At 36.0% G+C, this 26,281-nt stretch carries 28 protein-coding genes and 1 tRNA gene; 14 read left to right on the forward strand and 15 right to left on the reverse strand.

What is annotated here, in order from left to right:
- The first annotated feature begins 210 nt into the window (after positions 1–210).
- Positions 211–363 carry a hypothetical protein gene (locus G530_RS17645; protein ID WP_156888630.1) on the forward strand — a complete coding sequence of 51 codons (153 nt, stop codon included), beginning with the start codon at positions 211–213 and terminating at the stop codon, positions 361–363.
- A gap of 231 nt (positions 364–594) precedes the next feature.
- Here G530_RS17645 and G530_RS0112125 read toward each other — a convergent pair whose 3' ends face one another.
- Complete coding sequence (locus tag G530_RS0112125) at positions 595–1,965, reverse strand: short-chain fatty acid transporter (protein ID WP_026934792.1); 1,371 nt, start codon at positions 1,963–1,965, stop codon at positions 595–597.
- 351 nt (positions 1,966–2,316) lie between these two features.
- Here G530_RS0112125 and G530_RS0112130 point away from each other — a divergent pair, with 351 nt between their 5' ends.
- The 5 genes from G530_RS0112130 to G530_RS0112150 all read left to right on the forward strand — a co-directional run bounded on the left by G530_RS0112130 (position 2,317) and on the right by G530_RS0112150 (position 7,036).
- On the forward strand, positions 2,317–2,868 hold the full coding sequence (locus G530_RS0112130) for a hypothetical protein (protein WP_026934793.1): 552 nt from the start codon (positions 2,317–2,319) through the stop codon (positions 2,866–2,868).
- Positions 2,869–3,068: 200 nt separating this feature from the next.
- Positions 3,069–3,833, forward strand: a complete 765-nt coding sequence (locus tag G530_RS0112135) for a LytR/AlgR family response regulator transcription factor (RefSeq protein ID WP_026934794.1) — start codon at positions 3,069–3,071, stop codon at positions 3,831–3,833.
- Positions 3,834–4,940, forward strand: coding sequence for a sensor histidine kinase (locus tag G530_RS0112140; RefSeq protein WP_026934795.1), 1,107 nt, complete (start codon positions 3,834–3,836; stop codon positions 4,938–4,940).
- Positions 4,941–5,069: 129 nt separating this feature from the next.
- Complete coding sequence (gene trhA / locus G530_RS0112145; protein ID WP_026934796.1) at positions 5,070–5,732, forward strand: PAQR family membrane homeostasis protein TrhA; 663 nt, start codon at positions 5,070–5,072, stop codon at positions 5,730–5,732.
- 56 nt (positions 5,733–5,788) lie between these two features.
- Positions 5,789–7,036 (forward strand): cation:proton antiporter, encoded by a 1,248-nt coding sequence (locus G530_RS0112150; protein ID WP_026934797.1) that lies wholly within the window; start codon positions 5,789–5,791, stop codon positions 7,034–7,036.
- 74 nt (positions 7,037–7,110) lie between these two features.
- Here the strand turns inward: G530_RS0112150 and G530_RS0112155 are convergent, their stop codons facing one another.
- The 7 genes from G530_RS0112155 to G530_RS0112185 form a co-directional block, all read right to left on the reverse strand.
- On the reverse strand, positions 7,111–7,596 hold the full coding sequence (locus tag G530_RS0112155) for a DUF892 family protein (protein ID WP_026934798.1): 486 nt from the start codon (positions 7,594–7,596) through the stop codon (positions 7,111–7,113).
- 97 nt (positions 7,597–7,693) lie between these two features.
- Positions 7,694–8,260: a 2'-5' RNA ligase family protein gene (locus G530_RS0112160; RefSeq protein WP_026934799.1), complete on the reverse strand. Its 567-nt coding sequence runs from the start codon at positions 8,258–8,260 to the stop codon at positions 7,694–7,696.
- Between the two features lie 11 nt (positions 8,261–8,271).
- Positions 8,272–9,054, reverse strand: a complete 783-nt coding sequence (locus G530_RS0112165; RefSeq protein WP_026934800.1) for a cyclase family protein — start codon at positions 9,052–9,054, stop codon at positions 8,272–8,274.
- 33 nt (positions 9,055–9,087) lie between these two features.
- Positions 9,088–9,984, reverse strand: a complete 897-nt coding sequence (locus G530_RS0112170; RefSeq protein ID WP_026934801.1) for a CHAD domain-containing protein — start codon at positions 9,982–9,984, stop codon at positions 9,088–9,090.
- 110 nt (positions 9,985–10,094) lie between these two features.
- Positions 10,095–10,217, reverse strand: coding sequence for a hypothetical protein (locus G530_RS17895; RefSeq protein ID WP_276202553.1), 123 nt, complete (start codon positions 10,215–10,217; stop codon positions 10,095–10,097).
- A 312-nt stretch (positions 10,218–10,529) separates the two neighbouring features.
- Complete coding sequence (lysA, locus tag G530_RS0112180; protein WP_026934802.1) at positions 10,530–11,765, reverse strand: diaminopimelate decarboxylase; 1,236 nt, start codon at positions 11,763–11,765, stop codon at positions 10,530–10,532.
- Positions 11,766–11,869: 104 nt separating this feature from the next.
- Positions 11,870–13,045, reverse strand: coding sequence for an MFS transporter (locus G530_RS0112185; RefSeq protein WP_026934803.1), 1,176 nt, complete (start codon positions 13,043–13,045; stop codon positions 11,870–11,872).
- A gap of 226 nt (positions 13,046–13,271) precedes the next feature.
- Here G530_RS0112185 and sucC point away from each other — a divergent pair, with 226 nt between their 5' ends.
- Together sucC and G530_RS0112195 are read left to right on the forward strand one after the other, a co-directional pair.
- Entirely contained in the window at positions 13,272–14,465 is a 1,194-nt protein-coding gene (gene sucC / locus G530_RS0112190; RefSeq protein WP_026934804.1) for an ADP-forming succinate--CoA ligase subunit beta, read from the forward strand.
- 185 nt (positions 14,466–14,650) lie between these two features.
- The gene (locus tag G530_RS0112195; RefSeq protein WP_026934805.1) at positions 14,651–14,875 is read left to right on the forward strand and encodes a hypothetical protein; all 225 of its coding nucleotides are present in this window, start codon (positions 14,651–14,653) and stop codon (positions 14,873–14,875) included.
- 296 nt (positions 14,876–15,171) lie between these two features.
- On the opposite strand, the gene G530_RS0112200 is transcribed toward G530_RS0112195, so the two are convergent.
- Together G530_RS0112200 and G530_RS0112205 are read right to left on the reverse strand one after the other, a co-directional pair.
- Complete coding sequence (locus G530_RS0112200; protein ID WP_026934806.1) at positions 15,172–15,972, reverse strand: MBL fold metallo-hydrolase; 801 nt, start codon at positions 15,970–15,972, stop codon at positions 15,172–15,174.
- Between the two features lie 62 nt (positions 15,973–16,034).
- Complete coding sequence (locus G530_RS0112205; RefSeq protein ID WP_026934807.1) at positions 16,035–16,493, reverse strand: GNAT family N-acetyltransferase; 459 nt, start codon at positions 16,491–16,493, stop codon at positions 16,035–16,037.
- Positions 16,494–16,597: 104 nt separating this feature from the next.
- Between G530_RS0112205 and treF the strand changes: the two genes are divergently transcribed.
- Together treF and G530_RS0112215 are read left to right on the forward strand one after the other, a co-directional pair.
- Positions 16,598–18,223: an alpha,alpha-trehalase TreF gene (gene treF, locus G530_RS0112210; protein WP_051199780.1), complete on the forward strand. Its 1,626-nt coding sequence runs from the start codon at positions 16,598–16,600 to the stop codon at positions 18,221–18,223.
- A 3-nt stretch (positions 18,224–18,226) separates the two neighbouring features.
- Positions 18,227–18,595 carry a DUF1622 domain-containing protein gene (locus G530_RS0112215; RefSeq protein ID WP_026934809.1) on the forward strand — a complete coding sequence of 123 codons (369 nt, stop codon included), beginning with the start codon at positions 18,227–18,229 and terminating at the stop codon, positions 18,593–18,595.
- Here the strand turns inward: G530_RS0112215 and G530_RS0112220 are convergent, their stop codons facing one another.
- The 4 genes from G530_RS0112220 to G530_RS0112235 all read right to left on the reverse strand — a co-directional run bounded on the left by G530_RS0112220 (position 18,596) and on the right by G530_RS0112235 (position 22,464).
- Entirely contained in the window at positions 18,596–19,591 is a 996-nt protein-coding gene (locus tag G530_RS0112220; RefSeq protein WP_026934810.1) for a formimidoylglutamase, read from the reverse strand.
- A gap of 1 nt (position 19,592) precedes the next feature.
- Positions 19,593–20,828: an imidazolonepropionase gene (gene hutI, locus G530_RS0112225; protein ID WP_026934811.1), complete on the reverse strand. Its 1,236-nt coding sequence runs from the start codon at positions 20,826–20,828 to the stop codon at positions 19,593–19,595.
- A 210-nt stretch (positions 20,829–21,038) separates the two neighbouring features.
- Positions 21,039–21,416 (reverse strand): PH domain-containing protein, encoded by a 378-nt coding sequence (locus G530_RS0112230; protein WP_026934812.1) that lies wholly within the window; start codon positions 21,414–21,416, stop codon positions 21,039–21,041.
- A 1-nt stretch (position 21,417) separates the two neighbouring features.
- Positions 21,418–22,464 carry an NAD(P)-dependent alcohol dehydrogenase gene (locus G530_RS0112235; protein ID WP_026934813.1) on the reverse strand — a complete coding sequence of 349 codons (1,047 nt, stop codon included), beginning with the start codon at positions 22,462–22,464 and terminating at the stop codon, positions 21,418–21,420.
- A gap of 178 nt (positions 22,465–22,642) precedes the next feature.
- Between G530_RS0112235 and G530_RS0112240 the strand changes: the two genes are divergently transcribed.
- The 4 genes from G530_RS0112240 to mazG all read left to right on the forward strand — a co-directional run bounded on the left by G530_RS0112240 (position 22,643) and on the right by mazG (position 25,654).
- Entirely contained in the window at positions 22,643–23,791 is a 1,149-nt protein-coding gene (locus tag G530_RS0112240; protein WP_026934814.1) for a trans-sulfuration enzyme family protein, read from the forward strand.
- Between the two features lie 48 nt (positions 23,792–23,839).
- A complete protein-coding gene (bshB1, locus tag G530_RS0112245) occupies positions 23,840–24,556 on the forward strand; it encodes a bacillithiol biosynthesis deacetylase BshB1 (RefSeq protein WP_026934815.1) in 717 nt (238 codons plus the stop codon).
- A gap of 60 nt (positions 24,557–24,616) precedes the next feature.
- Positions 24,617–24,692: transfer RNA gene (locus G530_RS0112250), tRNA-His, on the forward strand.
- 188 nt (positions 24,693–24,880) lie between these two features.
- On the forward strand, positions 24,881–25,654 hold the full coding sequence (gene mazG / locus G530_RS0112255) for a nucleoside triphosphate pyrophosphohydrolase (protein WP_026934816.1): 774 nt from the start codon (positions 24,881–24,883) through the stop codon (positions 25,652–25,654).
- Here mazG and G530_RS0112260 read toward each other — a convergent pair whose 3' ends face one another.
- Entirely contained in the window at positions 25,655–26,281 is a 627-nt protein-coding gene (locus tag G530_RS0112260; protein WP_035716403.1) for a class I SAM-dependent methyltransferase, read from the reverse strand.

The following is a 26,281-nucleotide window of genomic DNA, read 5'->3' on the forward strand; positions in this document are numbered from 1 at the left end:
TGATAGTCACGGCCCTTTTTTTATTCTATTTTTCAAACGAAGTATTTTACGCTCGAAGAATATTCCTACATTGAGGTTTGTTGATAGCAGGAAAATACTGTTAAAAAAACCTTAAACTGCTGTTCTTCATTATGTTGAATATAACAATGCTCTATATTTAATATCCCCCCCAATCTTTTTCTTTTTTATAATCTTATTAATCTTTTCAAGATGGATGAAGTATTATTTTATTTCGTAGTAGGTGCCTCTTTGGTAATAGTTGCTGGAATTTGGATTAAACTTAGGCTGGATAATTCCAGACAGCAAAAGCTAATTAAAAAATATCTTTCAGAACTTAAGATTCTTCGAAAACAAAGGATTTAGATATTATCGATCTTATATTTTTATTATAAGAGCTGTATTAGCGGCTAAGGAAAAAAAATTATTAGAATTTTGGCCTATACTGTTGCTAAAAACAAGATTTTAAATTATATTTATAGTGTAATTATCATTTTTATGATAATTGCGAAGGGTAACTGGAAAATGGTTTAAATATTTTAGTTACCCTTTTTTTGTGTCCGAAATTCTGGTCTACTCTCAGAAATTATATCCGTTTCAAATTAAAAGCAATCCACCAATATAAATGAATGCTCCTACTACCATCATAATTAGGGTATAGGGAAGAATTTCCCGCGCCTTCAGTTTTGTAATTGCAAGTAAAGGCAACGCCCAGAATGGTTGTAGCATATTAGTGATTTGGTCTCCATAAGCAAATGCCATAACCGCTTTATTTAGTGGTATTCCTAATTTTATAGCACTCTCTAATACAATTGGCCCCTGGATAGCCCATTGGCCTCCGCCACTGGGAACGAATATATTTACGATTCCTGCGCTAAGGAATGTAAAAACGGGGAGCGTATTATCTGTAGCTATGTTAGTGAAGAAACCGGCAATATCGCCCACTAGACCGGTCTCTTTCATTATTCCCATAATTCCGAAATACAACGGGAATTGAATTAAAATGGCGGCTGCTCCGGTTATTGCCTCTTCTAAAGCGCTTAGAAATGAAACGAAAGATCGATGGAGAAGTATGCATATTGCCAGCATGAAAAAATTAAGCATATTGGGTGTTAACCTTGCCGATAATAGCTCTGTATAATAACTAGCAAAAAATGCGGCGAGCAATAAAGACCCGAAAATAATTTTTAGAAGTCTTGAGTTATCAATTTTCTCAGCTCCTTCGATCAATTTACTTTTTTCAATCTTCTTTTCTATGGGTAGATTTATTGAGGTCGAGGCTGTTCTTTTACCTATTATCCATAACGCTAACGGAATGGCTACTAATAAAATTCCGAAGATTATAAGATTCCAGGAGGCGAAAATGGTGGTGTCTGTAGAAATGAAAGATGGTAAATTCGAAATTATTGGATCATCTGAGCTTTCAGTAAACAGACTTGCAATATGTCCATTTTCAGCCACCTTCAAAGGGGCGCTTCCGCTAATTCCTCCATGCCATACCATTAGCCCAACATAGCCTGCAGCTCCAATTAATGGGTAATTAATATTAAAACCTCTGTCTCGCGCAGCTTCACCCACTTTCCTGGCCATAATAGCTCCAAAAATCAGTCCTAATCCCCAGTTAAAAAAGGCAACTAGCATTGTAGATACAGAAACCAGAATCACTGCACTTGAATTTCCGGTAACCAGGTTAGTTAGCTTTCCTGTTAACCAGGCTATCGGTCGGCTTAAAACCAGGACATGACCTAAAACCAGGATCAACATCATCTGGACAGCAAAAACCAGTAAAGACGGTTCCCACATTCCTTCCTGCCAATATTGAAGGATCTCCACTACATGATTTCCACTGCTGCTATTTGTAAATAACATTGCAATCAATATGGTGAGGATACTTAATAATACAGCCAGGGTAAAAGGTGCTGGGATCAGTTTTTTGAAAGCAGATTCAATATACTGGGTAATTTTCATACGTAGAGAATGTTATCTAGTCCTTAAAAATCTATAATCTCAATGGATTTACAAAACCATTGCAATTAAGTGTTTAATAATCAACAGCTAATTGATCTGCATTGAAATCATCAATTTTAACGGCCATTCAACAAAATTTAGCGGTGAACAGCCACAAACCTTTTTAATTTTAGTATTTCACCCACATTTTATATTTAAATCTTTTTGTGTGCGATTGGTTACTATACTTCAGTTAACCGTATCATTCTACCATAATGAGGGCATTAATCCTGTAGTTTAGCAGTGTTATTAATTCATTAATCAATTTAATGACAGTTAGAAAAATCATTATTCATTCAAAAAACATTCATCATGAAAACATTAATTTTTTCTTTATTGCTAATTGCCGTGACAACATTCAGTCAGGCTCAGGAAATTACCCAACTGGAAGAAGCTAAAGTAGGTTTTGCACCACTGGACGCTAAAATTACAAGAGACGGAGATAGCTTCTCTTACAAAGTTAACGAAGCTTATACTGGAGCATTCTCAAAAGACGCCATCGGTTTTATGAAAGCTAATTTTGACATCAAAAACTTTATTGCTGAGTATGGTAAAGATTATGTTTCTTACGAAGTAACCTTCACAAGTTCTAACGGATATCTTTCTGCAGACTTTGATCAGGATGGAAACCTGGTAAAGACTTTTCAGAAATTTAAAGATATAGTGCTGCCTCTGGATATTAGAAGAGAAGTATATATGGCCAATAAAGGTTGGACAATGACTCAGAATAAATATGTCGCTTCTGGTAGGGGAGACCTTATAGAAAAAGAAATCTATAAAATAAAGCTTGAAAATGGGAACCAAAAGAGAACTATGAAAATAGATCCTAGAATATCTGGATCCTCAGTTGCAAGCAATGAATAGGTTGGATTTTTTAAATTAGTTGTTTGAGTTTTAGCAAAGGCTATCAAGATTTAATTTTGATAGCCTTTAATTGGATTCAAATTGAGCAATTAACCTAATATATATGATAAATAACTACAGATTTGATTACGAAATTGTGAATTATGCAATATTAATCTTGAAATAGTTTTAAATTAGAACAGTCTAACTATTCAAAAACTATGAAAGCACTTGTTATTGATGACGAGGAATTAGCGAGAAAGAGAGTTTTAAATCTTCTTGAAGACGTTGATAAGATCGAAGTTATTGGAGAGTGTTCAAATGGTAGAAACGCTATTGAAAGAATTAATGACGATAAGCCAGATCTCATATTCCTGGATATTAATATGAAGGATATGAATGGTTTTGAAGTCCTTAAAAAAGTTGAGATCTCTCCCAAACCTGTAGTTATATTTGTTACCGCCTATGATAATTACGCTCTGAAGGCTTTTGATGTAGAAGCTTTTGATTTTCTTCTAAAACCCTTCAAAGATGAAAGATTTTTTAAAACCATCAATAAAGTGCTGAACACAACTCGAACCGAAGCAGACTCAAATTTCGAAAAGCGTATGGTAGAATTCTTCCACGAATATTCTAAAGGCGGAATTCAACTCAATGCCGTTTCAAAAATACCAATCAAGCAAGGAAATAAAACAGCCCTGGTAGATCCCAATGATATTTTGTATATCCAGGCTTCAGGTTATTATGCTGAAATTTTTGTGAATTCTAAAAAGTATGTATTACGGGAATCTTTAAATAATCTGGCTGAAATTCTTGACAGCAATGTATTTGTAAGAATTCATAGATCTACCATAGCCAACCTGAATTTTGTAGATGAAATTATTCATTCAGATTATTCTGAAATTGATGCAAAAATGACCGACGGGAAATTGCTGCATATAAGTAAGTCCCACAAAAAGGAATTTCTAGAAAAAATTGGTATTTAAATGGGTTTCTCAGAAATTAAACAGAAGTATATAGATTTTAAACTGGTTTTACTACTGGCTGGTTTTTATTTGTTGTTTGACATGGTTTTGCTGGTCAAAGTTTTCTATATGCGACATTATATGCCACGTGAAGGTGGCGGTTTCTCCTGGCCAGAATTCCTTATTCATAATCTGCTTTTCGATTATATCATTGTGGTAAGTTATATGACTTTAATTGCCATAAGCACTAAAAGGTTCTTAAATAAGAATTATCCCTGGTTCAAGATCATCTCCATACATACTGTTTTTTCATTGCTAATAGGTCTGATAATTCGCTTGATCTTTGACTTTTACTCAATTCTTGCAGGTAGAATAGATATCGCAGATTTTGATCTCAGAAAAAGTATCAATGCCTTTATTTATGTAATAGATCTGAACTTTCTTATCTATTTCGCCATGATCTTCATTATATATACTTACTATTATTTGAGACAGGTGAAAGAAGCTGAGAAGCGTCATTCTAAACTTGAATCTCAGTTAGTAAATACAAGAATGAAAATGCTTTCATCCCAGCTTCAGCCGCACTTCCTCTTTAATACGCTTAATTCTATTGCAGTATTAACCGATATGGATACTAATAAGGCAAAAGATACCATAGCAGACCTAAGTGACTTTTTAAGGGAGATCCTTTATAATAGTGATAGAAACAGGATTAGTCTGGATGAAGAACTTAGAATTTTAGAATATTATCTGAATATTGTGAATGTTAGATTTTCAGATCATTTAAGTATCAAAAAAGAGATAGATGAATCTTTACTTTTAAGAAAAGTTCCAGCCATGCTGCTGCAGCCAGTTATAGAGAATTCTATTAAGCACGGATATTCATACGATCATACAGATCTAAATATTCATGTTTCAATTTATCCGGAAGATAATATGTTGGTGATTAAGGTTGAGAACGACGGAGCACCGGTTTCTGAAACTCATACTGAACTTATGCAAAAAGGTGTCGGCTTGAAAAATATCAATGATCGTCTTCAAAATCTATATAAGGATAATTACTTCTTTGAAATAGGAAATAAAAAGGATGGCTCCGGGGTAGAGACGATCATTAAAATACCTGAATAATACTTTCAAATCTCGAATTCATTATTTTTTTACCGGAAGGCAGTTTTCTTTATTTAAAGATTTTAGGTTGTGGCTTATTGCAATTTTCTGAAATTTCATTTAAATTAATGAAGCTATTATTACAGTAAGATGGGCCGATTTAAAAAACCGAAATATTATCCCCCTGGTGAAGAAAAACTGAATATACTATCTCATGGAATAGGTTTCGGCTTAAGTATACTCGCATTAATTCTATTAATTCTTAAGGCCAGAAAATTCGGCGAACTGGAGCACCTGGTTAGTTTTACTATTTTTGGGGCAAGCATGGTTCTTGTGTATGCTGCTTCTACATTTTATCATAGTGCAAAAGACAACCGACTTAGAATTAAACTTAATATTTTAGACCACGCAGCAATATACGTGCTCATTGCAGGTACGTATACTCCTTTTGCACTGGTAACCCTGGAAGGAACTACTGGATTAACTATTCTCTGGGTCGTTTGGATCATGGCGCTTGCCGGGGTAATTCTGAAATTGTTCTATGCCGGTAGATTTCAATTACTATCAACCATTTTATATGTAGCTATGGGGTGGCTAATCATTTTTGCCATAAATCCATTAATTGAAAATCTGTCAACAGAAGGTGTCTGGTGGTTATTTAGTGGCGGAATTTTTTATACCATTGGGGCTATCTTATTTATGCAAAACAAGATTCCCTATAACCATGCGATTTTTCACATTTTCGTCTTATTAGGTACGTTCGCCCATTTTATAAGTATTTATTTCTATATCTTACCTGCAGAGATAGTTTGACCTTAATTTAATCAGGCAATAGAGGCTCTAATCATTCAGCATATTAATTCTTATTAATGGAGTATTTTCTAATAACCTCAATTCTTGTTTGCCTTGCGGCAGTCTTTGGTTTTATAAATGTGAAATTTCTTAAACTCCCTAATAGTATAGGCTTAATGCTAATTACTATTCTATTTAGTTTGGGGGTTATAGCTTTAAGCGCGATTGATGATACTTTGCTAAATGCTGAAAAATACATTATAAACAGTATCGATTTTCAAACCGTATTGCTGGATATAATGTTGAGCTTTCTTTTATTTGCTGGAGCCTTGCATACCAATTTTGAACAACTTCGTATTCAAAGATGGCCGGTTCTCGTATTTTCAACGATTGGAGTGATTGTTTCTACCTTTTTAGTTGGGACTATAATTTATCTCATATTACAACTTATCCCTTTAAGCGTAGATTACATCTATTGTCTTCTTTTTGGAGCGTTGATCTCACCAACAGATCCTATAGCGGTTCTTGGAATATTAAAAAAAGCAGGTGCTCCCAAGAAGCTGGAAGCTAAAATTGTTGGCGAATCTCTTTTTAATGACGGGGTAGGAGTAGTGATATTCCTTACCATTTATAAGATTGCATCATCTTCATCTGGCGATGTGGGAGTAGGCCAGGTTTTAAAATTATTTGGGATGGAAGTCATAGGTGGAGTTGCTATAGGACTTGTTCTTGGTTATCTCACTTACCGCTTAATGAGATCTATAGATGATTATGATATAGAAGTAATTATAACCCTGGCAGCGGTGATGGGTGGTACGGCAATTGCCCACCATTTCCATTTTTCAGCGCCTTTAGCAATGGTTACAGCTGGATTAATTGTAGGAAACGATACGGTAAGATCTTCCACAATGTCTAAGATCACAGAAACTTATGTAGATAAGTTCTGGGAACTCATCGATATTTTACTGAACACAATTCTATTTGTTCTTATAGGAATGGAAATGTTAGTGCTAACCGTTGAGGGTGATTATATAATTGCAGGACTTATAGCTATACCTGTTGTTCTTCTATGTAGGTATGCTTCATTACTAGTCCCCATTCAATTCTTTAGTAGAAAACTGGACTTTGTACCTAATACAAATTTAATCATGACCTGGGGTGGTTTACGCGGTGGTATTTCTATTGCTTTAGCACTAAGCTTAACTGCCGAAATGCACCGTGAACTATTTCTAATGATCACCTATTTTGTAGTGGTATTTTCCATCCTGGTTCAGGGTCTTACCGTAGGAAAAGTAATAGAAAAATTAGGTGTTAGTAAGCAATAGAATAACTTAGCTCAAGCCTTAATTCTAAAAGATTTAGTGAGGAAATAATTTCAGGGTTATATTGAAATTCTGGGTTAATCCCGGGCATTTTTAATGATTTTCTTACGAGCTAATTTCTTTAATTTCTTCTCTGCTTTTAGTTCTTCTTTAAGCGTTTTCTTCAAGGATTTTTTAACCGATTTTAATTTCAAGGCTTTGGCATATCTAAAGGCAGAATCATATCCGGCTATTTCATAATGCTCAATTCTTCTGGCAGCCGCTACCAAACCAGCATCAAGAATTTCTGGATTAGATTTCTCCTTTAAAAGCCCCTGAAATTCTTCAATTAACCCTGCCATAGCATTGCATTTAGTACTTCCAGGGTTGATCTCCATTTCTTTACATATCTCCTGGATACGATTTAAATGGTCTTCGGTTTCTTTAAGATGTTTGGCGAATTTCTTTTTTAACTTCTCATTTTTCGCAGCTTCGATCATTTCAGGGATCGCTTCAATCAATTGTTTCTCGGCAGAATAAAGATCTTTGATCTCATGTTCCAGTAGCTCGGTTAGGTTTTTCATTTTTTCTGTTTTCCTGAAATTACAGATTTAGTATCATAAAGAATCTTAGGTTAATTATAAATTCGGGTTAAAAAAGTCAGTTTCTGAGCATGTTGAGCTATTTATTAGCCTGGAATTTGAATCTTTTGATAATATCCCATGTTTGACCATTGTGTTTTAGCAATTGTAAATTTTCAACTATGAATGTTTCAGAGAAATTTTTCCCGATGAAGTGATCCCAAATTTCCGGAAAATGGCCTCTCTTTAGGTCTCTTGTAGCTAAGGTTAGATGTGGATAAATTTTTGAAGAAATTTCATGACTTTTCAAATCATTAAACTTCAGCATAAATTCCTGAAGTTCTTTATGTAATTTGATATATGGCTCGTGATCCAGAACTTTTATGAAAATGACATTTTTGGCAAACTTGGCAAAACCATCCAGTCTGGTGGTGAAAGTATGTTGTTCTTCGGTAAACTGTTGAAGTTTATTTATCAGAATCCCTTCTTTTGATTCTGGCATTCTAAAAGGAATTTGTACGGTGATATGTGCATCAAGTTTTAGTGCATGTTTTACCCCAAATTCATTTTTCAATTCTTTTTTAATACTCTCAACAGATTTTACAATATTCGCTGGTGGGCTTATGGCAATAAAATAGAGTGGGGGTCTTAAATTTTTTGTATCCAAAGAGCATTGATTTATTTGATGGCAATAATTCTTAGCGGTCCGCCGCTTCCACCTTTAATTTTCATAGGTAATGCAATAATCTGGAAACCTTTTTCGGGTAGGTTATCAAGATTAGCAACATTCTCAAAGGCAGGGACATTTTGAGTCATTAATGCTACATGCGTAGCGAAGTCTTTAGACTGTCCATGATCTATACTTGCGGTGTCCAAACCTACAGCTTTTATATTTCTTTTTTCTATTAACCAATTTGCCGCTTCTACTGAGAGACCTGGGAAATGAAGTTCTTTAACGGCATCAGATCCGCGTTTATCTGTTCCAAGATATTTTTTAGCCTCAGGATAGAATTTACCATATCCAGTTTGAAATAAGATGATGCTTTCCATTGGGATCATTCCATTTTTAGACTCCCAGTTATTAATGTCTTCTATACTTATAAGGTAATCAGGATTCTTTAAAGCCTTATCCTGTACATTGATTTTTACTCCTGTACCTATCAAATTTTCTAAAGGTATTAGATCTACAGATTGTTTATTCTCTGCAAAATGTATGGGAGCATCTATATGTGTTCCTCCATGCTCTGCGGTAGTAAAATTATTGGCAGAATAGTAAAAGCCGGCATCAGTAAGTCCGCTAGCAACCTCCTCAAGCTGAAATTCTTTGGCAGTAACCCAATACACACTTTCTTCAGAAAAAGAATGTGTAAGATCTACAATTTCGCCCTTTATAATTTGTTGATCCTGGGCGAAAATATTAGCACTAATAACCAGACCTATTAAGATGCTTAGGGTTTTCATATAGAATTAATTTTGATCCATTAATTTACTAAATCAATTCCAGTTAATTTCGGTATAAGATCCTATTCTTTTGGTAAAATCGGCCGGAGATTCGGCATAGATTAGCTCACCTTTTGTTTTGGCGTTATCCCTTAGCTTTTTGCTGTATTGGTTAATAATAGCATTCATTAACTCAAGTTGTTGAGGATCTTTAATATCAATATCTCCGGAATTCACCTTCAATTGGAATACCATCAGGTCATGATCGTTCCCTAAAAAATCGGCAAGTTCATGTAATTCTAATTCCAGGGTTTCAAAAAACTGGGGCCAGGTATCCTGCAGCAATAGCGTTTGATACCAAAGATATTTTACCCTTTTTCTCCATTCATGAAAATTTTCTTTTGTTGGATTTTTATACGATTTCTTCAATGCTTTTTTCCCTCTTTTGTATACTCTCTTAATACTGGGAAGTATTATTTGAATATCATTGTTGTGAACAGGCCAGGTTAAAAGCTTTTTTTGAGCCTGCTTAAGCTTATCGACTAAATGTTCTGAAAAGAATTTACTTTCTCTTAATTCCTTTTCCATAGTGTCCCTTTCTTTTTCAATTTGTTTGTGAATGGTAGAAAGGAAGTTTACATATATGTGTTTTCCATATCGTTCATTTAGAAGAGCTATGGTTTCTAAATGTGCAGTAAGATCTCGGAAATCTGAAATTTCTCTTCCAAGATCCCGAAAAAAGATATTGATCTCATTATATTTTTCATCACCTAATTCATCTCTTACAATTCTGGCCAGGGCACGAATTTTCTTAAGTCGCTTCCTTATATCATGTATAGCCTCATGAATATCCAAGGTATCTAAGGCCGTGAGACATCCTTGTAATTCTTCAGCAACAATATTGCTTATATTTTTATTTAGATCCAGGTCTTTATCCAGTTGATAGCTCATTTAATTTTTTCATATTAAGATACTAAATGAACTTGTTGAATTGGTTAGCATTATATTAAAAAAGCCTGTTCGAATAAAAACAGGCTTAATGTAATAACTATTGAAAAAGATTATTCAACCGAAATCTCGTTCTCCTCTTCGAGGTCAATATTTCCAATATAATTGATCTTTAGAGCATCGTAACTTTCAGAATTAATACCAATGATACCGGATTTTTCCTCTCCTGGTTGCAATGATTTAAATTAAGGTCGTATTCCATCAATTCGTATTTAAATCTTTTATTTGATGCTGAAGCCTTGATTAAATTTAAAGCTGCCAGTCCCGGACCTATGATTAACCAATTGGGAACATTGATCCAGTAGTTACAGAACCATTCCCATTATTTGTGGTTTTATTCAGGGTAGCTGGAGAAAGAAACAGTTAGAATAATTGAAAGGCTTCCTTCTGTTTAAATTTATCATTAGAAAGTAAGATGACGTTATTCCCACCTTCAATAGCAGGTTTAAAGTCCTCATCAAAGACAAGGTTTCTATTCGTATTGTTTTTTAGTCTTTATCTACAAGTTCCTTTTCTGGAGTTTCGAATTCAATTTCCACCTGATGCCTGGTAAGATCTTCAAAAGTTTCCCTTTCCCTTATTAAATGGGCTTTTCCGTTATACCAAAGTACTTCCGGAGGGCGATATCTTGAATTAAAATTACTGGCCATCGAGAAGCAGTAAGCCCCGGCATTGCTAAAACTTAAAATATCTCCTTCTCTTATTTCAGAGATTCTGCGGTTACTTCCAAAAGTGTCAGTTTCACAGATATATCCAACCACGCTATAGAAACGGGGTTTAGCTTCTGGATTAGATATGTTTTTTATATCGTGATGAGAACCATAGAACATTGGCCTTATCAAATGATTAAACCCCGTGTCTATACCAGCAAATACTGTTGAGGTTGTTTGCTTGATCACATTTACTTTAGCGAGGAAATTCCCAGATTCGCTTACGAGGTATTTACCGGGTTCAAAAGCAAGCGTTAATTCTTTTCCATAATCTTTGCAGAAATTATTAAATCTCTCTGTCAACTGAGTTCCCAGATCTTCAATGTCTGTCTCTATATCTCCTTCACGATATGGTACTTTAAATCCGCTACCAAAATCTATAAATTCTAATTCTTTGAAATTTTTGGCTGCTTCAAAAAGAATTTCAGAAGCATATAGAAAAACACCAATATCAAGAATATCACTTCCGGTATGCATATGTATACCGTTAATGTGCATGCCGGTATTTTCAACTATTCTAAGCAGATGTGGCATCTGGTGAATACTTATCCCGAATTTTGAATCTATATGTCCCACTGAAATTTTAGAATTTCCCCCGGCCATTACATGTGGGTTGATCCTTATGCAAACTGGGATTTCCGGATGGCGATTTCCAAATTGTTCCAGAATAGACAGATTGTCAATATTGATCTGGGCACCAAGCTCAACCACTTCTTCGATCTCTTCCAACGAAACACCGTTAGGAGTGTAGATGATATTTTCTGGCGCAACACCGGCCCTAAGTCCTAGTTTTACTTCCTGGTAAGAAACGGTATCAAGTCCGCAACCAAGGGAATTCAATAACTTAAGGATTGAAATATTCGAAAGGGCTTTAACCGCATAATGAATTCTAAGGTTGTCAACTTTAAAAGCATTAGTAAGGCGTTTATACTGGGAAGTGATCTTTTCCGCATCATAAACATAAACAGGGCTTCCAAATTCCTCAGCAACCGATAGTAATTCCTTTTGTGTCATATTCTAAAAATTTAGCGCAAAAATATATTTCTTAAGCTTTAATAAGTAAGGCTAATATCAAATATAACCGATTTATATATTTTGTTAATTCTAAAAAGAAATAATTATGAATTACTTATTTTAAGTTCAGATGATCTTTGTTTTCTAATAATTACAACGCCAATCCCCAGAAGAATGCCAATAGCCGCCATTACCGCCCCAACATATTGAGCGGAAACAATACCATAACCATAAGCGATAGGTAATCCAGCCAAATACGCTCCGCTGGCATTTCCCATATTAAATGCACTTTGATTAAGTGAAGAACCCAGCATCTCAGATCCTTTAGCAGAATTTATCACTGCCATTTGAATTGGAGTGGCGATACAAAAGGCGATCACCGGTAAAATAAAGGTCATTACTAATACTCCAATTTGATCATAGGCTAGAAAAGTGTTTGAAATTAATGCAATCACCATGAGAATAAGAGCTATAATAACAGCATTTATGGGGCTGAACATTTCTGCTAATTTTGCTCCTAAAAAGTTTCCTGCAACCATACCCAAACCGGCCAGTATCATTGCATAGCTTACCATCTCTTCCTGCCAGCCGGCCACATCAGTAATTAATGGTGCGATATAACTATACCAGGCGAAGAATCCACCTGTACCTATAGTGGTTAATAAAATTACCATCCAGAGTTCAGGCTTCTTCATTACTTTCATATCGCTTCTAAACCCATTAGATTCCGATATTGGCAATTCTGGCATCCAGAATTTTATACTTAAGACAGCCAGGACACCTACTATACCTACGGCTAAAAAAGCAACTCCCCAGCTAAAATTCTGTCCTAACCAGGTTCCTAATGGTACACCTATCACGTTGGCTACGGTTAGCCCAGTGAACATCATGGCTATAGCCTGGGCATCTTTTCCTGGTTTTGCTAGTTTTCCAGCTACCACGGCGCCAATTCCGAAAAATGCTCCATGAGGCAGTCCAGATAGAAACCTGGATATTAAAAGAAGCGTATATGAATTGGAGAATGCAGATAGCGTATTAAAGACCGTAAACCAGACCATAAGTGCCAGAAGGACTTTATGAGCAGGCCATTTATTGCCAAAAACTGTTAGCAAAGGTGCTCCAACTACTACACCAAGTGCATATGCAGATATAAAGTGACCTGCCTGAGGAATAGTGACATCCAGGGCATTTGCAACTTCAGGCAATATTCCCATAATCACGAATTCTGTCATGCCTATTCCAAAACCTCCGATCGCTAATGCTAGTAATGCCTTCTTCATAATGCAAAAATTAAACGCACAATTTACAAGAGACCAATCTATTACTACAAGATTTAAGGAAATTTAACCGATAACCTTTTCGTTGAAATCCCGGAATCCATTCGAGCCAGCTTGTAGTTGAATTTGTCAAATTCAGCAAGCGTTAAGAAGCTCAAAAAAGATTGGTACAATAGTATGTATTTGTTACTTTTGCCTTCCGTAATTAATACAGAAGAAATAGCTGATTATGAATATACACGAATATCAAGGAAAAGAGATTTTAAGCAGCTTCGGAGTTCGCATTCAACGTGGGACCGTGGCAAGAAACGCCAAAGAAGCAGTTGATGCTGCGAAGGAACTAACAGAGAAAACTGGAACCGGGTGGCATGTGATCAAAGCACAGGTACACGCTGGAGGCCGTGGAAAAGGTGGTGGTGTAAAGCTTGCTAAAAACCTAAAGGAGGTTGAAGAAATTGCAGGAGATATCATTGGGATGAATCTTGTAACTCCTCAAACTTCTGCTGAAGGTAAGAAAGTACACCAGGTATTAGTAGCTGAAGATGTTTACTATCCAGGAGACAAGGAGCCGGAAGAATATTATATGTCTGTATTGCTTAATCGTGCTACTGGTCGTAACATGATCATGTATTCTACTGAAGGTGGAATGGATATTGAAACTGTTGCGGAAGAAACTCCAGACCTTATATTCACTGAAGAAATAGATCCTTCTACAGGACTCCTGGGATTCCAGGCACGTAGAATTGCTTTTAACCTAGGTTTAAGCGGAAAAGGATTTAAAGAGATGACAAAATTCGTAATGTCATTATATGAAGCTTTTGAAAAGTCTGATTCTTCTTTATTCGAGATCAACCCGGTATTAAAAACCAGTGATGATCTAATCATGGCAGTTGATGCAAAAGTAACTTTAGACGATAATGCACTTTTCCGTCATAAGGATTATGCAGAGATGCGTGATGTTCGTGAAGAAAATCCAACTGAAGTTGAAGCTAGAGAGGTAGGTCTTAACTATGTAGATCTTGACGGTAACGTAGGATGTATGGTAAATGGAGCTGGACTTGCTATGGCAACAATGGATTTGATTAAACAAGCTGGTGGAGAACCTGCCAACTTCCTTGATGTTGGAGGTACTGCTGATGCTAAAAGAGTAGAAGAAGCTTTCAGATTAATCCTTAAGGATGATAAAGTTGAAGCTATTCTTGTTAATATCTTCGGAGGTATTGTAAGATGTGACCGTGTAGCACAGGGAATTGTAGATGCCTCTAAAAATATGGGAGATGCTATGAATGTGCCTATCATTGTTCGTCTTCAAGGAACCAATGCTGATATTGCTAAGGAATTGATAGACAGTAGCGGGTTAAAAGTTTACAGTGCTATAGAATTTCAGGAAGCTGCAGATAAAGTACAGGAAGTACTTTCTTAAGAATACAGAACCTTATTATATTATAAAAGGCCCGGCATATTGCCGGGCCTTTTATTTGCAATTTTTTTAGATACTGTTCGTTTATTCTATTAGTGTACTCATTATCAAAATGTTAAAATGATAAATTAAGTGTAACGAAAGTTTTTTGGCGTCGTCTTTTAAATAGAACAACTAAGTAATTAGAAATGAAAAGAATCCAGCTTTTACTCTTTACAGTAATCTTATTGGCAATAGCAGCAAAAGTAAGTTTTACACCTGAGCATAAAGCTGGGTACGCTGCTCTATCTATCGACACTAAATTGGAGAATGTTCAGGAGTTTTTCAGATACAAAGTGTATAATATACAGTCTGAAAATACTTTTAAAGTTAAGAGCTGTATGGTTAAAACCAGAATGTGTTACCATACTTAATCAATGGTCATTCATCAATCAAAAAATAGAAATCCATTTAATCGTACAAAGAATTCTTAATGATTCAAAATTCAACGAATCTTAAAACATACTGATTTTTAATCATTTATGTTTAATAAATTTTGTTAAATGCAAAATGAATCTCTATATTTAAATAAGTTTTACTGAAAAAACATTAGTCGTCTCCTTAGGGGCATTTGCGTTGAAATACTGTTAAATTTGAATTAGCCAAAATAAAATTTCACATAATCGATACTCGCGAGCGCACAAGGAGATGACTTTTTTATAAAGTTTATTTATTTAGAAGGATACCAATCTATTAATTCTACCTCTATATTCTTATTTCCTTTATTCACCAATTGCTTGAATTTTTCTACATCTGCAAATCCATCCTTCCCACGATAATGATATGGAATAACCTTTTTTGGTTTAAAAGCAAGTACTCCTTCTGCAGCCTGATCTACGGGCATAGTATAAGGTAAATTCATGGATATTAGAGCAACATCAATATTCCTGAGATTTCTCATTTCCGGTATATCTTCTGTGTCACCAGAGATATATAAACTTTGACCATTCTTCTGTAATAAATAACCATTTCCTCGACCCTTCACATGCATAGCATCTTTGGTTTCCGGTAAATTGTACATTGGTATAGCATCAATAGAAAATCCCATATGCTCTACAGTCGCACCATTATTTAGAACAATCAGGTTAGATTGTAATTCTTCTGGTAACTTCTCCTGTACAGCTTTAGGAACAATTATCTTTGTGTCCCCTAATTCTAATGCCTTCAAAGTCTCAGCGTTCATATGGTCTCCATGAATATCTGTTACTAAGACAAAATCTGGTTTATCGTTTCCTGAAAAAGCTTCAGCTCCACCAACCGGATCTGTATAAAAAACCGCATCGCTCCATTTAAATACTGCCGTGGCATGTGAAATAGGGGTAATTTCAATATCTAACGTGTCTGGATTTGTCTCTGAGGAAGTATTTTTTTCTACTACTTCAGATGTAGTTTTACTTTCCTTGGAATCTGAGTTATTCTTACATCCTGCTAGTAGAATACCAACAGCTAATAGGGTAGCTATTCTTCTCATAATTATATTTTTATCTAAAAATAAAGAAGGAATTATGGAGTAACTTCCCAATTAATAAACATTTATGAAAGGTTTAAAACCATTTTAATATCTCCACGGGAATAAGGATTATTCTTCTCAATCGGGATCTCGATAAACCCATATTTTCTATATAGATGGATGGCATTTTCTAATTTTCTATTTGAATAGATGATTAATCGATCCCAGCCTTCATTCCTGGCAAAATCGAGGGTGTGTTGCATTAATTGCTGACCAATTTTTTTTCCTCTATGTTTTGGTTTTACAGCCATCTTAGTTAATTCGAAAATATTATTTTCAATTTTCATTAAAGCAACACAGCCAATAATCTTATCTATTTCTTTAACGAAAAAGATCATCCCACCAGGGTCTATAATATGTTTTTTAGGATCTCCCAGTACGTCTTCATCATGAGGCTCTACCCAAAAGAATTCCTCCAGCCAGTGAATGTTCATATTTTTAAATTCTTCTGAATATTCCGGTTTCCAATCTACGATCTGCATCATTATAAGTTTAGATCATAAAACTATTAAATATTTAGAAATTTAGTTGGGGCGGTGGCCTATTCAAATTCTATTATATTTATAAGTCATTAAAATTCACCATTATGAGAATTAGACTTTCTTTCTGGCTTCATTACTTTTTTATTGTTCTTTTCTTTCTTTCGTGTAAAATAGGTCCAGATCCGGAACAGGAACTTGAGAAGATTGAAAATGAAGTTGAAATTCTGCCGCCAGGAGAGCTCTATGGCGATCTTTTCTACGATGTTCAGAATAAGGAGATCTTTGAGGACAGTAAAACCTTTGTAGATGTAGTGCCACAACAAAATGTAGGACTTATAAGGCAACGTTATAATATGCTTAATGATACTTCTGTAACGGCTGTCTCAGATTTTGTAGAGCAACATTTTAAAATACCAGGAGATGAAATATCATTTGAAACAGATTCCTCTTCAATTAATAATCATATCGCTGCATTGTGGAGTGTGTTAAAACGTCCTAGCGATGAAAGAATTTCGGGAACATTAATACCCTTACCAAATCCATATATCGTTCCGGGAGGCAGGTTCAGGGAAATCTATTACTGGGATAGTTATTTCACCATGCTTGGCCTGGAGGTAGATGGAGAGGTGGAAACTATTCAGAATATGGTAGACAATTTCGCATATTTAATATATGAATATGGTTTTATCCCTAACGGAAACAGGACCTATTACCTGGGAAGATCGCAGCCCCCATTCTTTGCCATGATGGTTAAAACATTAGCCGATGCGAAAACAATTGAAGTTCTACCGAAGTATTTGGCAGAACTTGAAACAGAGTATAATTTCTGGATGGATGGTACAGGAAGACTTGAAAATAAAAAAGAATATAGAAGAGTTGTACAGATGACCGATGGTGAGATCTTGAATAGATACTGGGATGATAATGCTACCCCAAGACCAGAAAGTTACCGTGAAGATATAAAAACGGCTGAAATAGCCGTTTCTAAAGATCCTCAACTTTCTAAAGAGGAAGTTTATAGAGATCTAAGAGCCGGAGCTGAATCTGGCTGGGATTTTTCCAGTAGATGGCTGGAAAAAGGATCTAATGGTAAATTTGACCTATCCACGATACATACTACAGATATTGTTCCCGTAGACCTGAATTCTTTATTATATAACCTGGAAATGACTATTTCTGAAGCAGCTGGAATAATGGGGAATTCTGAGAAATCGGAGGCATTTAAATTGAAGGCAGAAAAAAGGAAAAAAGCAATTTTGAAATACCATTGGAATGAAGAGGAAGGCTATTTTATGGATTATAATTTCCGAAAATCCAGACAGACGAGTCAATTTTCTCTTGCTGGAGTTTATCCTTTATTCTTTGAGGTTGCAACAGATGAGCAGGCTGGTAGAGTTTCCGCCAAAATTGAAAATATGTTCTTAAAACCGGGCGGTTTAGTAACCACTCCTTATAATACAGGAGAACAATGGGATGCGCCGAATGGTTGGGCTCCATTACAATGGTTAGCAATAAAAGGACTACAAAATTATGGAAATATTGATCTGGCTAACAAAATAAAATCACGTTGGTTGAAACTGAATAAAGATGTTTACGGGCGCACTTATAAAATGCTTGAAAAATATAACGTTGAAGATTTATCTAAAGAAAGTGGTGGTGGAGAATACCCAACACAGGATGGATTTGGCTGGACTAACGGGGTTTATCAAAAATTATCATCAGGAAAATAATCTATGGAGAATATAGAACTATATATAGAATATACAGCTAAAATTATTGAGATTGGAGGGGTTCTAACCATATTAGTAGGAACAATAATCGCTATTGGAAAATTTCTGTTTTCGAAACAAAATGGAAACCAGAGATCCTATAAGCTTTTGAGACAGGAATTAGGAAAAGGAATATTGCTGGGGCTGGAGATCCTGGTCGCAGCAGATATAATTGCGACGGTAGTCACTGAACCTACTATGAATAAAGTGCTTACTCTTGGTGTCATTGTGCTTATCAGGACATTTTTAAGCTTATCTATAGAGCTGGAAATTGAAGGTAGATTTCCCTGGCAGCGTAATAGTGATGAAAATCGATTAGATCAAAATTCCTGACTAATCCCTGATAAAATCACTAATAAAATAAGCTAAAGCTTTCCCAACCTGGGCTGAAGTTTGCTCATCTGGTGCGGCTTCACAAATATGAAAGTAACAGCAATTTTCGTTATTTGAGGTTAGTTGAATTAAATTCCTGATTTGATCTTCTGAAAAGCCTGAAGGAGATTTAGCGCTACTTGGGAAATTTGCGATTGCATCACAATCTAACTCAAATCCAAAATTTGAATTCCCCACCTTTTCAAGAGACTGCTCAAAACGTCTGGATAACTCGTCTGGATATTTCAACAGGTTTTCCATTAAACTAAAACTCATATTTTCTGAAGCTTCCATTTCTTCAAAAATGTATTCTGGAGTATAATTTTTTTGCAAACCAAATACCGAATATTTTCTCAAATACTGGCCTTCGATGGCATAACTAAATCCATTTCCACTATGGCGATGCTCTAGCTGTCTAAGGTCTGTATGAGCATCAATATTAATAACATTGATAGGATCCTTCAAAGCTTTAGCCGCGCCTTTAATATTTCCGTAGGCATTATTATGTCCGCCTCCAACGATCACCGGAATTTTACCTTTAGAAATGATAAACTCAATAAGGTCTGCAACCAGTTGGTCAATTTCTTTTACCAGATCGCCTAATTTTGCATGATAGTTAGGGTCTGAATCATCAAAATAAGAAGCTTTCTGCATCAGGTCTTTGCAGTCTAGTTCACCAAGTACAATAAGATTCTCGGGCTTATTAAATCTGTTCACCTGGATATTCAGTAAAGACGGTAAAGCAGCCTTCCAGGCATTCGAAGTCCCTGGTTTACCATAATTAGCTCTTACTCCAATATCTTCCTGGATTCCGAAGAGAAAGTATTTAGCTGGATGTTGTTCTAATTCATCTAAACTTTGGATAAATCCTAAATTCTCACCGAATTTCACTTCTCCTTTTCTTGTAGAGATCAGCTTTTGTATGTCTGCCGCTCTATATAGCTTTAGCCCTTTCATTTTAAACTATTTTTCCATTTATGTAAACCGATTCAATAGAGTTGGTCCCAAAGGCATAAGGTAAGAAAGTATAGGAGGGGATCTCTTTGGTAATAATGAAATTAGCAAATTTTCCTTTGGTGATACTACCGTGTGTTTCACTTAGTTCCATGGCGTAAGCTCCATTAATAGTTGCAGCATTTATAGCCTCTTCAGGAGTCATTTTCATTTTAATACAAGCCAGGGAAACTACAAGATTCATATTTCCGCTTGGTGTGCTACCGGGATTAAAATCTGTGGCCAGGGCTAATGGAAGTCCTGCATCCAGAATTCGTCGCGCAGGAGTATAAGGAATACTTAAGAATAGTGAGCAGGAGGGAAGTGCTACCGGCATGGTTTGGCTACCTTTTAAAACTTCAATATCCTCATCATTCATTACCTCCAGGTGCTCTACACTTAGAGCATCATGTTCAACTCCGGCCTTAACACCTCCAATAGCGTTGAACTGGTTGACATGAATTTTCGGTTTTAATCCATATTCTTTAGCTGCACTTAAAAGTCTATGGGTATCATCAAGTGAAAAATATCCTTTCTCGCAAAATATATCGATGTATTGAGCTAAATCTTCTTTGGCAACTTCAGGAAGGATCTCATTAATCACCAGATCCATATAAGCGTCAGGATCATTTTTATAATTCTTCGGAATTGCATGTGCTCCTAAAAAAGTAGATTTTACAGGAAGATCATAGTTTTCACGAAGCTTTCTTATTACTCTTAGCATTTTAAGTTCAGCTTCATCGGTTAGACCGTATCCAGATTTTATTTCGATAGCTCCGGTACCGAGTTTCATAACTTCCTCCAGCCGTTTGGCAGATTGGTCATAAACTTCATCTTCTGGAGTGTCCTGAAGCGTTTTAGCGCTGTTCAGAATTCCACCCCCGCGATTGGCGATCTCTTCATAACTTAAACCATTGATTCTATCTGCGAATTCCAGTTCTCTATTTCCGGCATATACAATATGGGTGTGAGAATCACACCAGGTTGGTAAAACGATCTTACCAGTTGCATCAATAGTTTCGTCAGCAACTATTTCAGGAATGTTTTCCATGGAACCGTAATCTGCTATCTTATTATCTTCTATCAACAACCATGCATTCTTGATGGTAGGAAGTTCCTTCATTTCACTACCTGAAACTTTTAGAATATTTGGTTCTCTTACCTGAAGTAATTCTTTGATATTGGTTATTAATAAGTTCATTTATTTTATAGATGATCGTTCAACAATTGCTAAAAAAACAAAGATATAAACTCGTCTTAGAATAAATAAGATCCTGTTATATCTTTAAATAAGAAAAGCCACGTAATTTTATAGATATACGTGGCTTTTAATTATAAATAAAGCTTGATAAAATAGTTAGATACTAAACTTAATCAAACCTTGTTGATCTGTCCTTGTTACAGAATCTTCTTAGAGCGTAAACTCCGCTAATAATTTCTGAACTTCATATATATCTACCTTCTTATTAAAACGTTTGGAGATAGAAGGAGTCTGTTCTCCCGAGATCCAGATCTTTAGTTCTGCATCCAGGTCAAAACTTCCTGCTGTCTCAACACTAAACCTGGTGATACTCTTATATAAGACTGAAAAATATTCGATCTTACTGCCGGTAAGACCTTGAACGTCTACAAGGATTAATCGCTTATTTGTAAAAATAAACGTATCCCTGATGATCTTGAAACCCGCTTCGATCTCTTCAGAAGGGATCAATAATTTACCATATTTCTCCTGAAGCGTGCTTTTATCTATTGCACCAGCATTTCCTAAAAGGGAAGAAAGTATGCTCATATTATTTCCTGATAGATTTCATATCTATAACGAATCTGTATTTTACATCAGACTTTACGACCCTGTCAAAAGCATCATTGATATTCTGAATATCGATCATTTCAATATCTGAAACAATATCATGCTCTCCACAGAAATCCAGCATTTCCTGAGTTTCCTTAATTCCTCCGATAAGTGATCCGGCAAGTCGTTTTCTACCCATAATTAAACCTCCACCGTGAATATCTACCTCGTCAATAGCACCTACAAGGGTCATAGTTGCATCTCTTTTCAATAACCCAACATAAGGGTTGGTGTCATGCCCTACTGGAACGGTATTCAGGATAAAATCAAAAGTGCCCTGATGTTTTTTCATCTCATCTTCATTTTTAGAGATAAGAACTTCATCTGCACCCAATCTTTTAGCGTCTTCTGCTTTTCCAGGAGAAGTAGTGATCATTACGGTATGAGCTCCTAGCGCACTGGCAAACTTCACACCCATATGACCTAAACCTCCAAGACCTACAACCCCAACTTTGTCGCCTTTCTTTACATTCCACTGTCTAAGCGGAGACCATGTTGTAATACCTGCACAAAGTAGTGGTGCTACCGCTTTAGTGTCCAGGTTTTCTGGTACTTTTAGAACGAATTTTTCACGTACTACGATAGATTCAGAGTAACCTCCAAAGGTATGACCTCCCAGATGTTCATCTTTTCCATTATAAGTTGCCGTCATTCCATTTTCACAATACTGTTCCAGATCATCTTTACAGGACTGGCATTCCTGGCAGGAATCTACCATACATCCAACCCCTACGAGATCGCCTTCTTTGTAATTTTTTACATCTTTACCAACTTCGATTACCCTACCAATGATCTCATGGCCAGGGACAACAGGATATTTACTATTTCCCCAGTCATTTCTAACCTGGTGAATATCGCTATGACATACTCCGCAATAATCTATCTCGATCTTTACATCATTTGCTAATATTTCTCTTCTTTCAATATCAAATGGTTCCAGATCGGCGTCATTAGATTTAGCTGCATATGCATTTACATACTTCATCATTTCAATTTTTTATTCAAATTGAAAGTTAGTCAAAATAGAAGGTTTCACCAGAGGCAATGGCTAAGGTTTAACTTTAATTAACTTCTGTCTCAGGTATAGAACTGGATTATTAGGCTATTACTGCATTTAGCAGAATTCTTAGTACATTAGGGCTCAATTTTTTTAATGATAATCTATGAATAAGAGCAAAGGGATCAACACGATCTGTACCCATGTTGGAGAGTTAGAAGATAAGGAATTTAGAGGAGCGGTTTCTCCACTTTATATGTCTACCTCTTATGCTTTTGAAGACGTAGAGACCAAACGCTACCCCAGGTATTTTAATACCCCTAATCAGGTGGCTTTGGCGAAGAAAATGGCAGCACTGGAGCATGGAGAAGCATCCTTGATATTTGGAAGCGGAATGGCAGCCGTAAGCACTTCCCTTATGGCATTTCTTAGAGCTGGAGATCACGTTGTATTTCAGGATTCTTTATATGGAGGGACTAGTAATCTGGCCACGGAAGAGTTCGATAAATTTGGAATTGAATATACTTTCGCTAAAGATGCGCAAGCCGAATCTTTAAAAGATGAGATTAAGGAGAACACGAAAGTGATCTATATTGAAACACCGTCAAATCCATTATTGGGGATAACAGATCTTGAAGCTGTAGCAAAACTGGCTAAGGAATATGAAGTGGTGAGTATGATAGATAATACTTTTGCTTCACCAGTGAATCAAAACCCTATAGATTTTGGGATAGATGTAGTGATACATTCTGCAACTAAGTATATGGGCGGTCATAGTGATATTCTGGCTGGAACCGTTATCTCTTCTGAAGAGAATATTGAAAGGATCTTCCAAATGGCCAAGAATTTTGGTGGAAGTCTAAGTGATTATACGGTTTGGTTGTTAGAGCGTAGTATTAAAACGATGGGAATTCGAGTGAAAGCGCAGAACGAAAATGCATTGAAACTGGCAGAATTTTTAAATTCTCATCCAGAAGTTAGTCGTGTATATTATCCAGGATTGAAGAGCCACCCTAATCATGAGCTGGCTACAAGACAGATGAAAGGATTCGGTGGGATGCTGTCTTTCGAATTGAATGAAAAAATAGATGCTTCAGCATTTATGAAAGCCCTTCATTTAATTAAACCTTCCATGAGTCTGGCTGGAGTAGAAAGTACCATTCTACTGCCTTCAAAAACATCTCATGGATTGTTGAGTGAAGAGGGAAGAATGAAACAAGGTATTAAAGATAATTTGCTCAGGTTCTCTGCAGGTATAGAGGAGGTAGAAGATCTTATTGAAGATCTCAAACAAGCTATTGATAGAACAAAGTAGAGCACTAAATTATATTTGACCGATTGAATAAATTATAAATACGAACAAATGAAATTAGATATACTGGCGGTGGGAGCACATCCAGACGATGTTGAATTGAGCTGCTCAGGAACCATAGCGAAAGAAGTAGATCGCGGAAAAAAAGTTGGAATACTTGACCTAACCAGAGGAGAGCTTGGTACAAGGGGATCGGCTGAAATTCGAGATAAAGAAGCAAAAGCAGCTGCTGAAATTCTGGGAGTGGTGATGCGTCATAACCTTGAATTTAGTGATGGTTTTTTTGAGAATAATACCGCGCATAAATTAGAGATCATAAAGATCCTTAGAAAATACAAGCCGGAGATCGTTTTATGTAATGCTATTGAAGATCGCCATATAGATCATGGGAAAGGAGCTAAATTAGTAAGTGAAGCCTGTTTCCTTAGTGGTTTAAGGAAGATCGAAACCATTATGAACGGGAATAAACAGGAAGCCTGGAGACCTAAACATGTGTTTCATTATATACAATGGAAAAACCTGAAACCTGATTTTGTAGTGGATATTTCAGGTTATTTAGATAAAAAAGTTGAATCTGTATTGGCTTACCGATCCCAGTTTTTTGACGAAAAAAGTAACGAACCAGAAACGCCGATTTCCAGCAGTAACTTTCTGGATAGCATCACTTACCGAGCTCAGGATATGGGGAGACTTATTAATAAAGAACATGCAGAAGGCTTTAATGTTGATCGCAATGTGGCAGTAGATTCTATCTTCGACCTTATTTAATTGAAAATTTTTCTTTGCGAAATAGTTGAAATAACTTACATTTGCATCCGCTAATCAAATGGTGGTTGTAGCTCAGCTGGTTAGAGCGCCGGATTGTGGTTCCGGAGGTCGCCGGTTCGAAACCGGTCTTCCACCCTTCAATAAAAACCCTCAGTTTTACTGGGGGTTTTGTCGTTTATATACTCTTTGTTTTAATTTTCCCCGTTTCTTTGACGACTGATCTTTGAGGAAATTCCGAATGAATATAAAGCTTAAGAAGGTTTTTTGATGAATTCATTCAGATTTCAAACAACGAAATCCTATTTTTACCAAAATCATTTTTCCATGAATTCCAGAGAACAACAATTAAAAGCCTTTGATAGATTATTGACCATTATGGATGAGCTTCGAGAGCAATGTCCGTGGGATAGAAAGCAAACTATGGAGTCTTTAAGGCATCTTACAATTGAAGAAACCTACGAGTTGGGCGATGCCATCCTGGATAAGGATATGGAGGAGATCAAAAAGGAATTAGGGGATGTTTTATTGCATCTGGTCTTTTATGCTAAAATAGGAAGTGAGACCAATGATTTTGATATTGCCGATGTGGCCAATAGTATTTGCGATAAACTCATAGATCGCCATCCGCATATCTACGGAGATGTAAAAGTTGAAGACGAGGAAGAAGTGAAAAGGAACTGGGAAAATCTAAAACTCAAAGAAGGTAAAAAAAGTGTTCTGGAAGGAGTGCCCAGATCTTTACCTTCAATAGTAAAAGCAAATCGTATCCAGGATAAAGTAGCCGGTGTAGGTTTCGACTGGGAAGAACCGCAACAAGTCTTTGAAAAACTTAAGGAAGAGTTGGAAGAACTTCAACATGAGATTAGCATGGATAATAAGGATGAAATAGAAGCCGAATTTGGCGATGTTCTCTTCTCTATGGTAAACTATGCCAGATTCCTGAATGTAAACCCGGAGAACGCCTTAGAAAGGACTAATAAGAAGTTTATTAAACGCTTCCAGTACCTGGAAGGTAAAGCAAAAGAAAATAACAAGGCTTTAAAGGACATGACTCTGGCAGAGATGGATGTTTTCTGGAATGAAGCTAAAACACAATGATCAGGCAGAGAAGACGATAATACCATTTTTTATCTCCAGATCTGAAAACTGTAAATTCTCCCTGATCCATTCAAGAGTTTCACGACTATAAAAAAATACGTGAGTCTTGTCATTTTTATATTGCCAGTTGTGGAAATCTATCGTCTCCTTCCAGACTTCAGTTTTACAGTATAATTTTCCCTGTTCTTTGAGTAATGAGCGCAGTAATTTAAACTCTTTTAACGGATTTTTAAAATGCTCCATTACCTCACAGCAGATTATAAAATCAACACTGTTCTCTAAAACCTTTTTATTAGGTTGGAAATAGAGATCAAAAAGTGATATCTGGAATCCAGATTTTTTTAATTCTGAAGTGATTACAGGTCCCGTGCCACATCCAAAATCGAGACCGATTGAGTCTGAACTAAAGTCGGTTTTTATCTGTTCAACTACAGGTGAAACAAAGTTAATATAGCCGGGGTCATTCACATCATTATTGTGTAAACTATACCTGAACTTTTCGGCCTCTGGGGTAAGATAATTCTCAGGGGAAAGTAAAATTGCCTTGCAACCTGTGCATTGCACATATACCCTTTCATCTGCTTTTTCAAACTCACGGGTAGTGCAATTGCATAAACTGCAAGGCAT

The sequence above is a fragment of the Christiangramia echinicola DSM 19838 genome (genome assembly GCF_000423065.1).
Lineage (GTDB): Bacteria > Bacteroidota > Bacteroidia > Flavobacteriales > Flavobacteriaceae > Christiangramia > Christiangramia echinicola.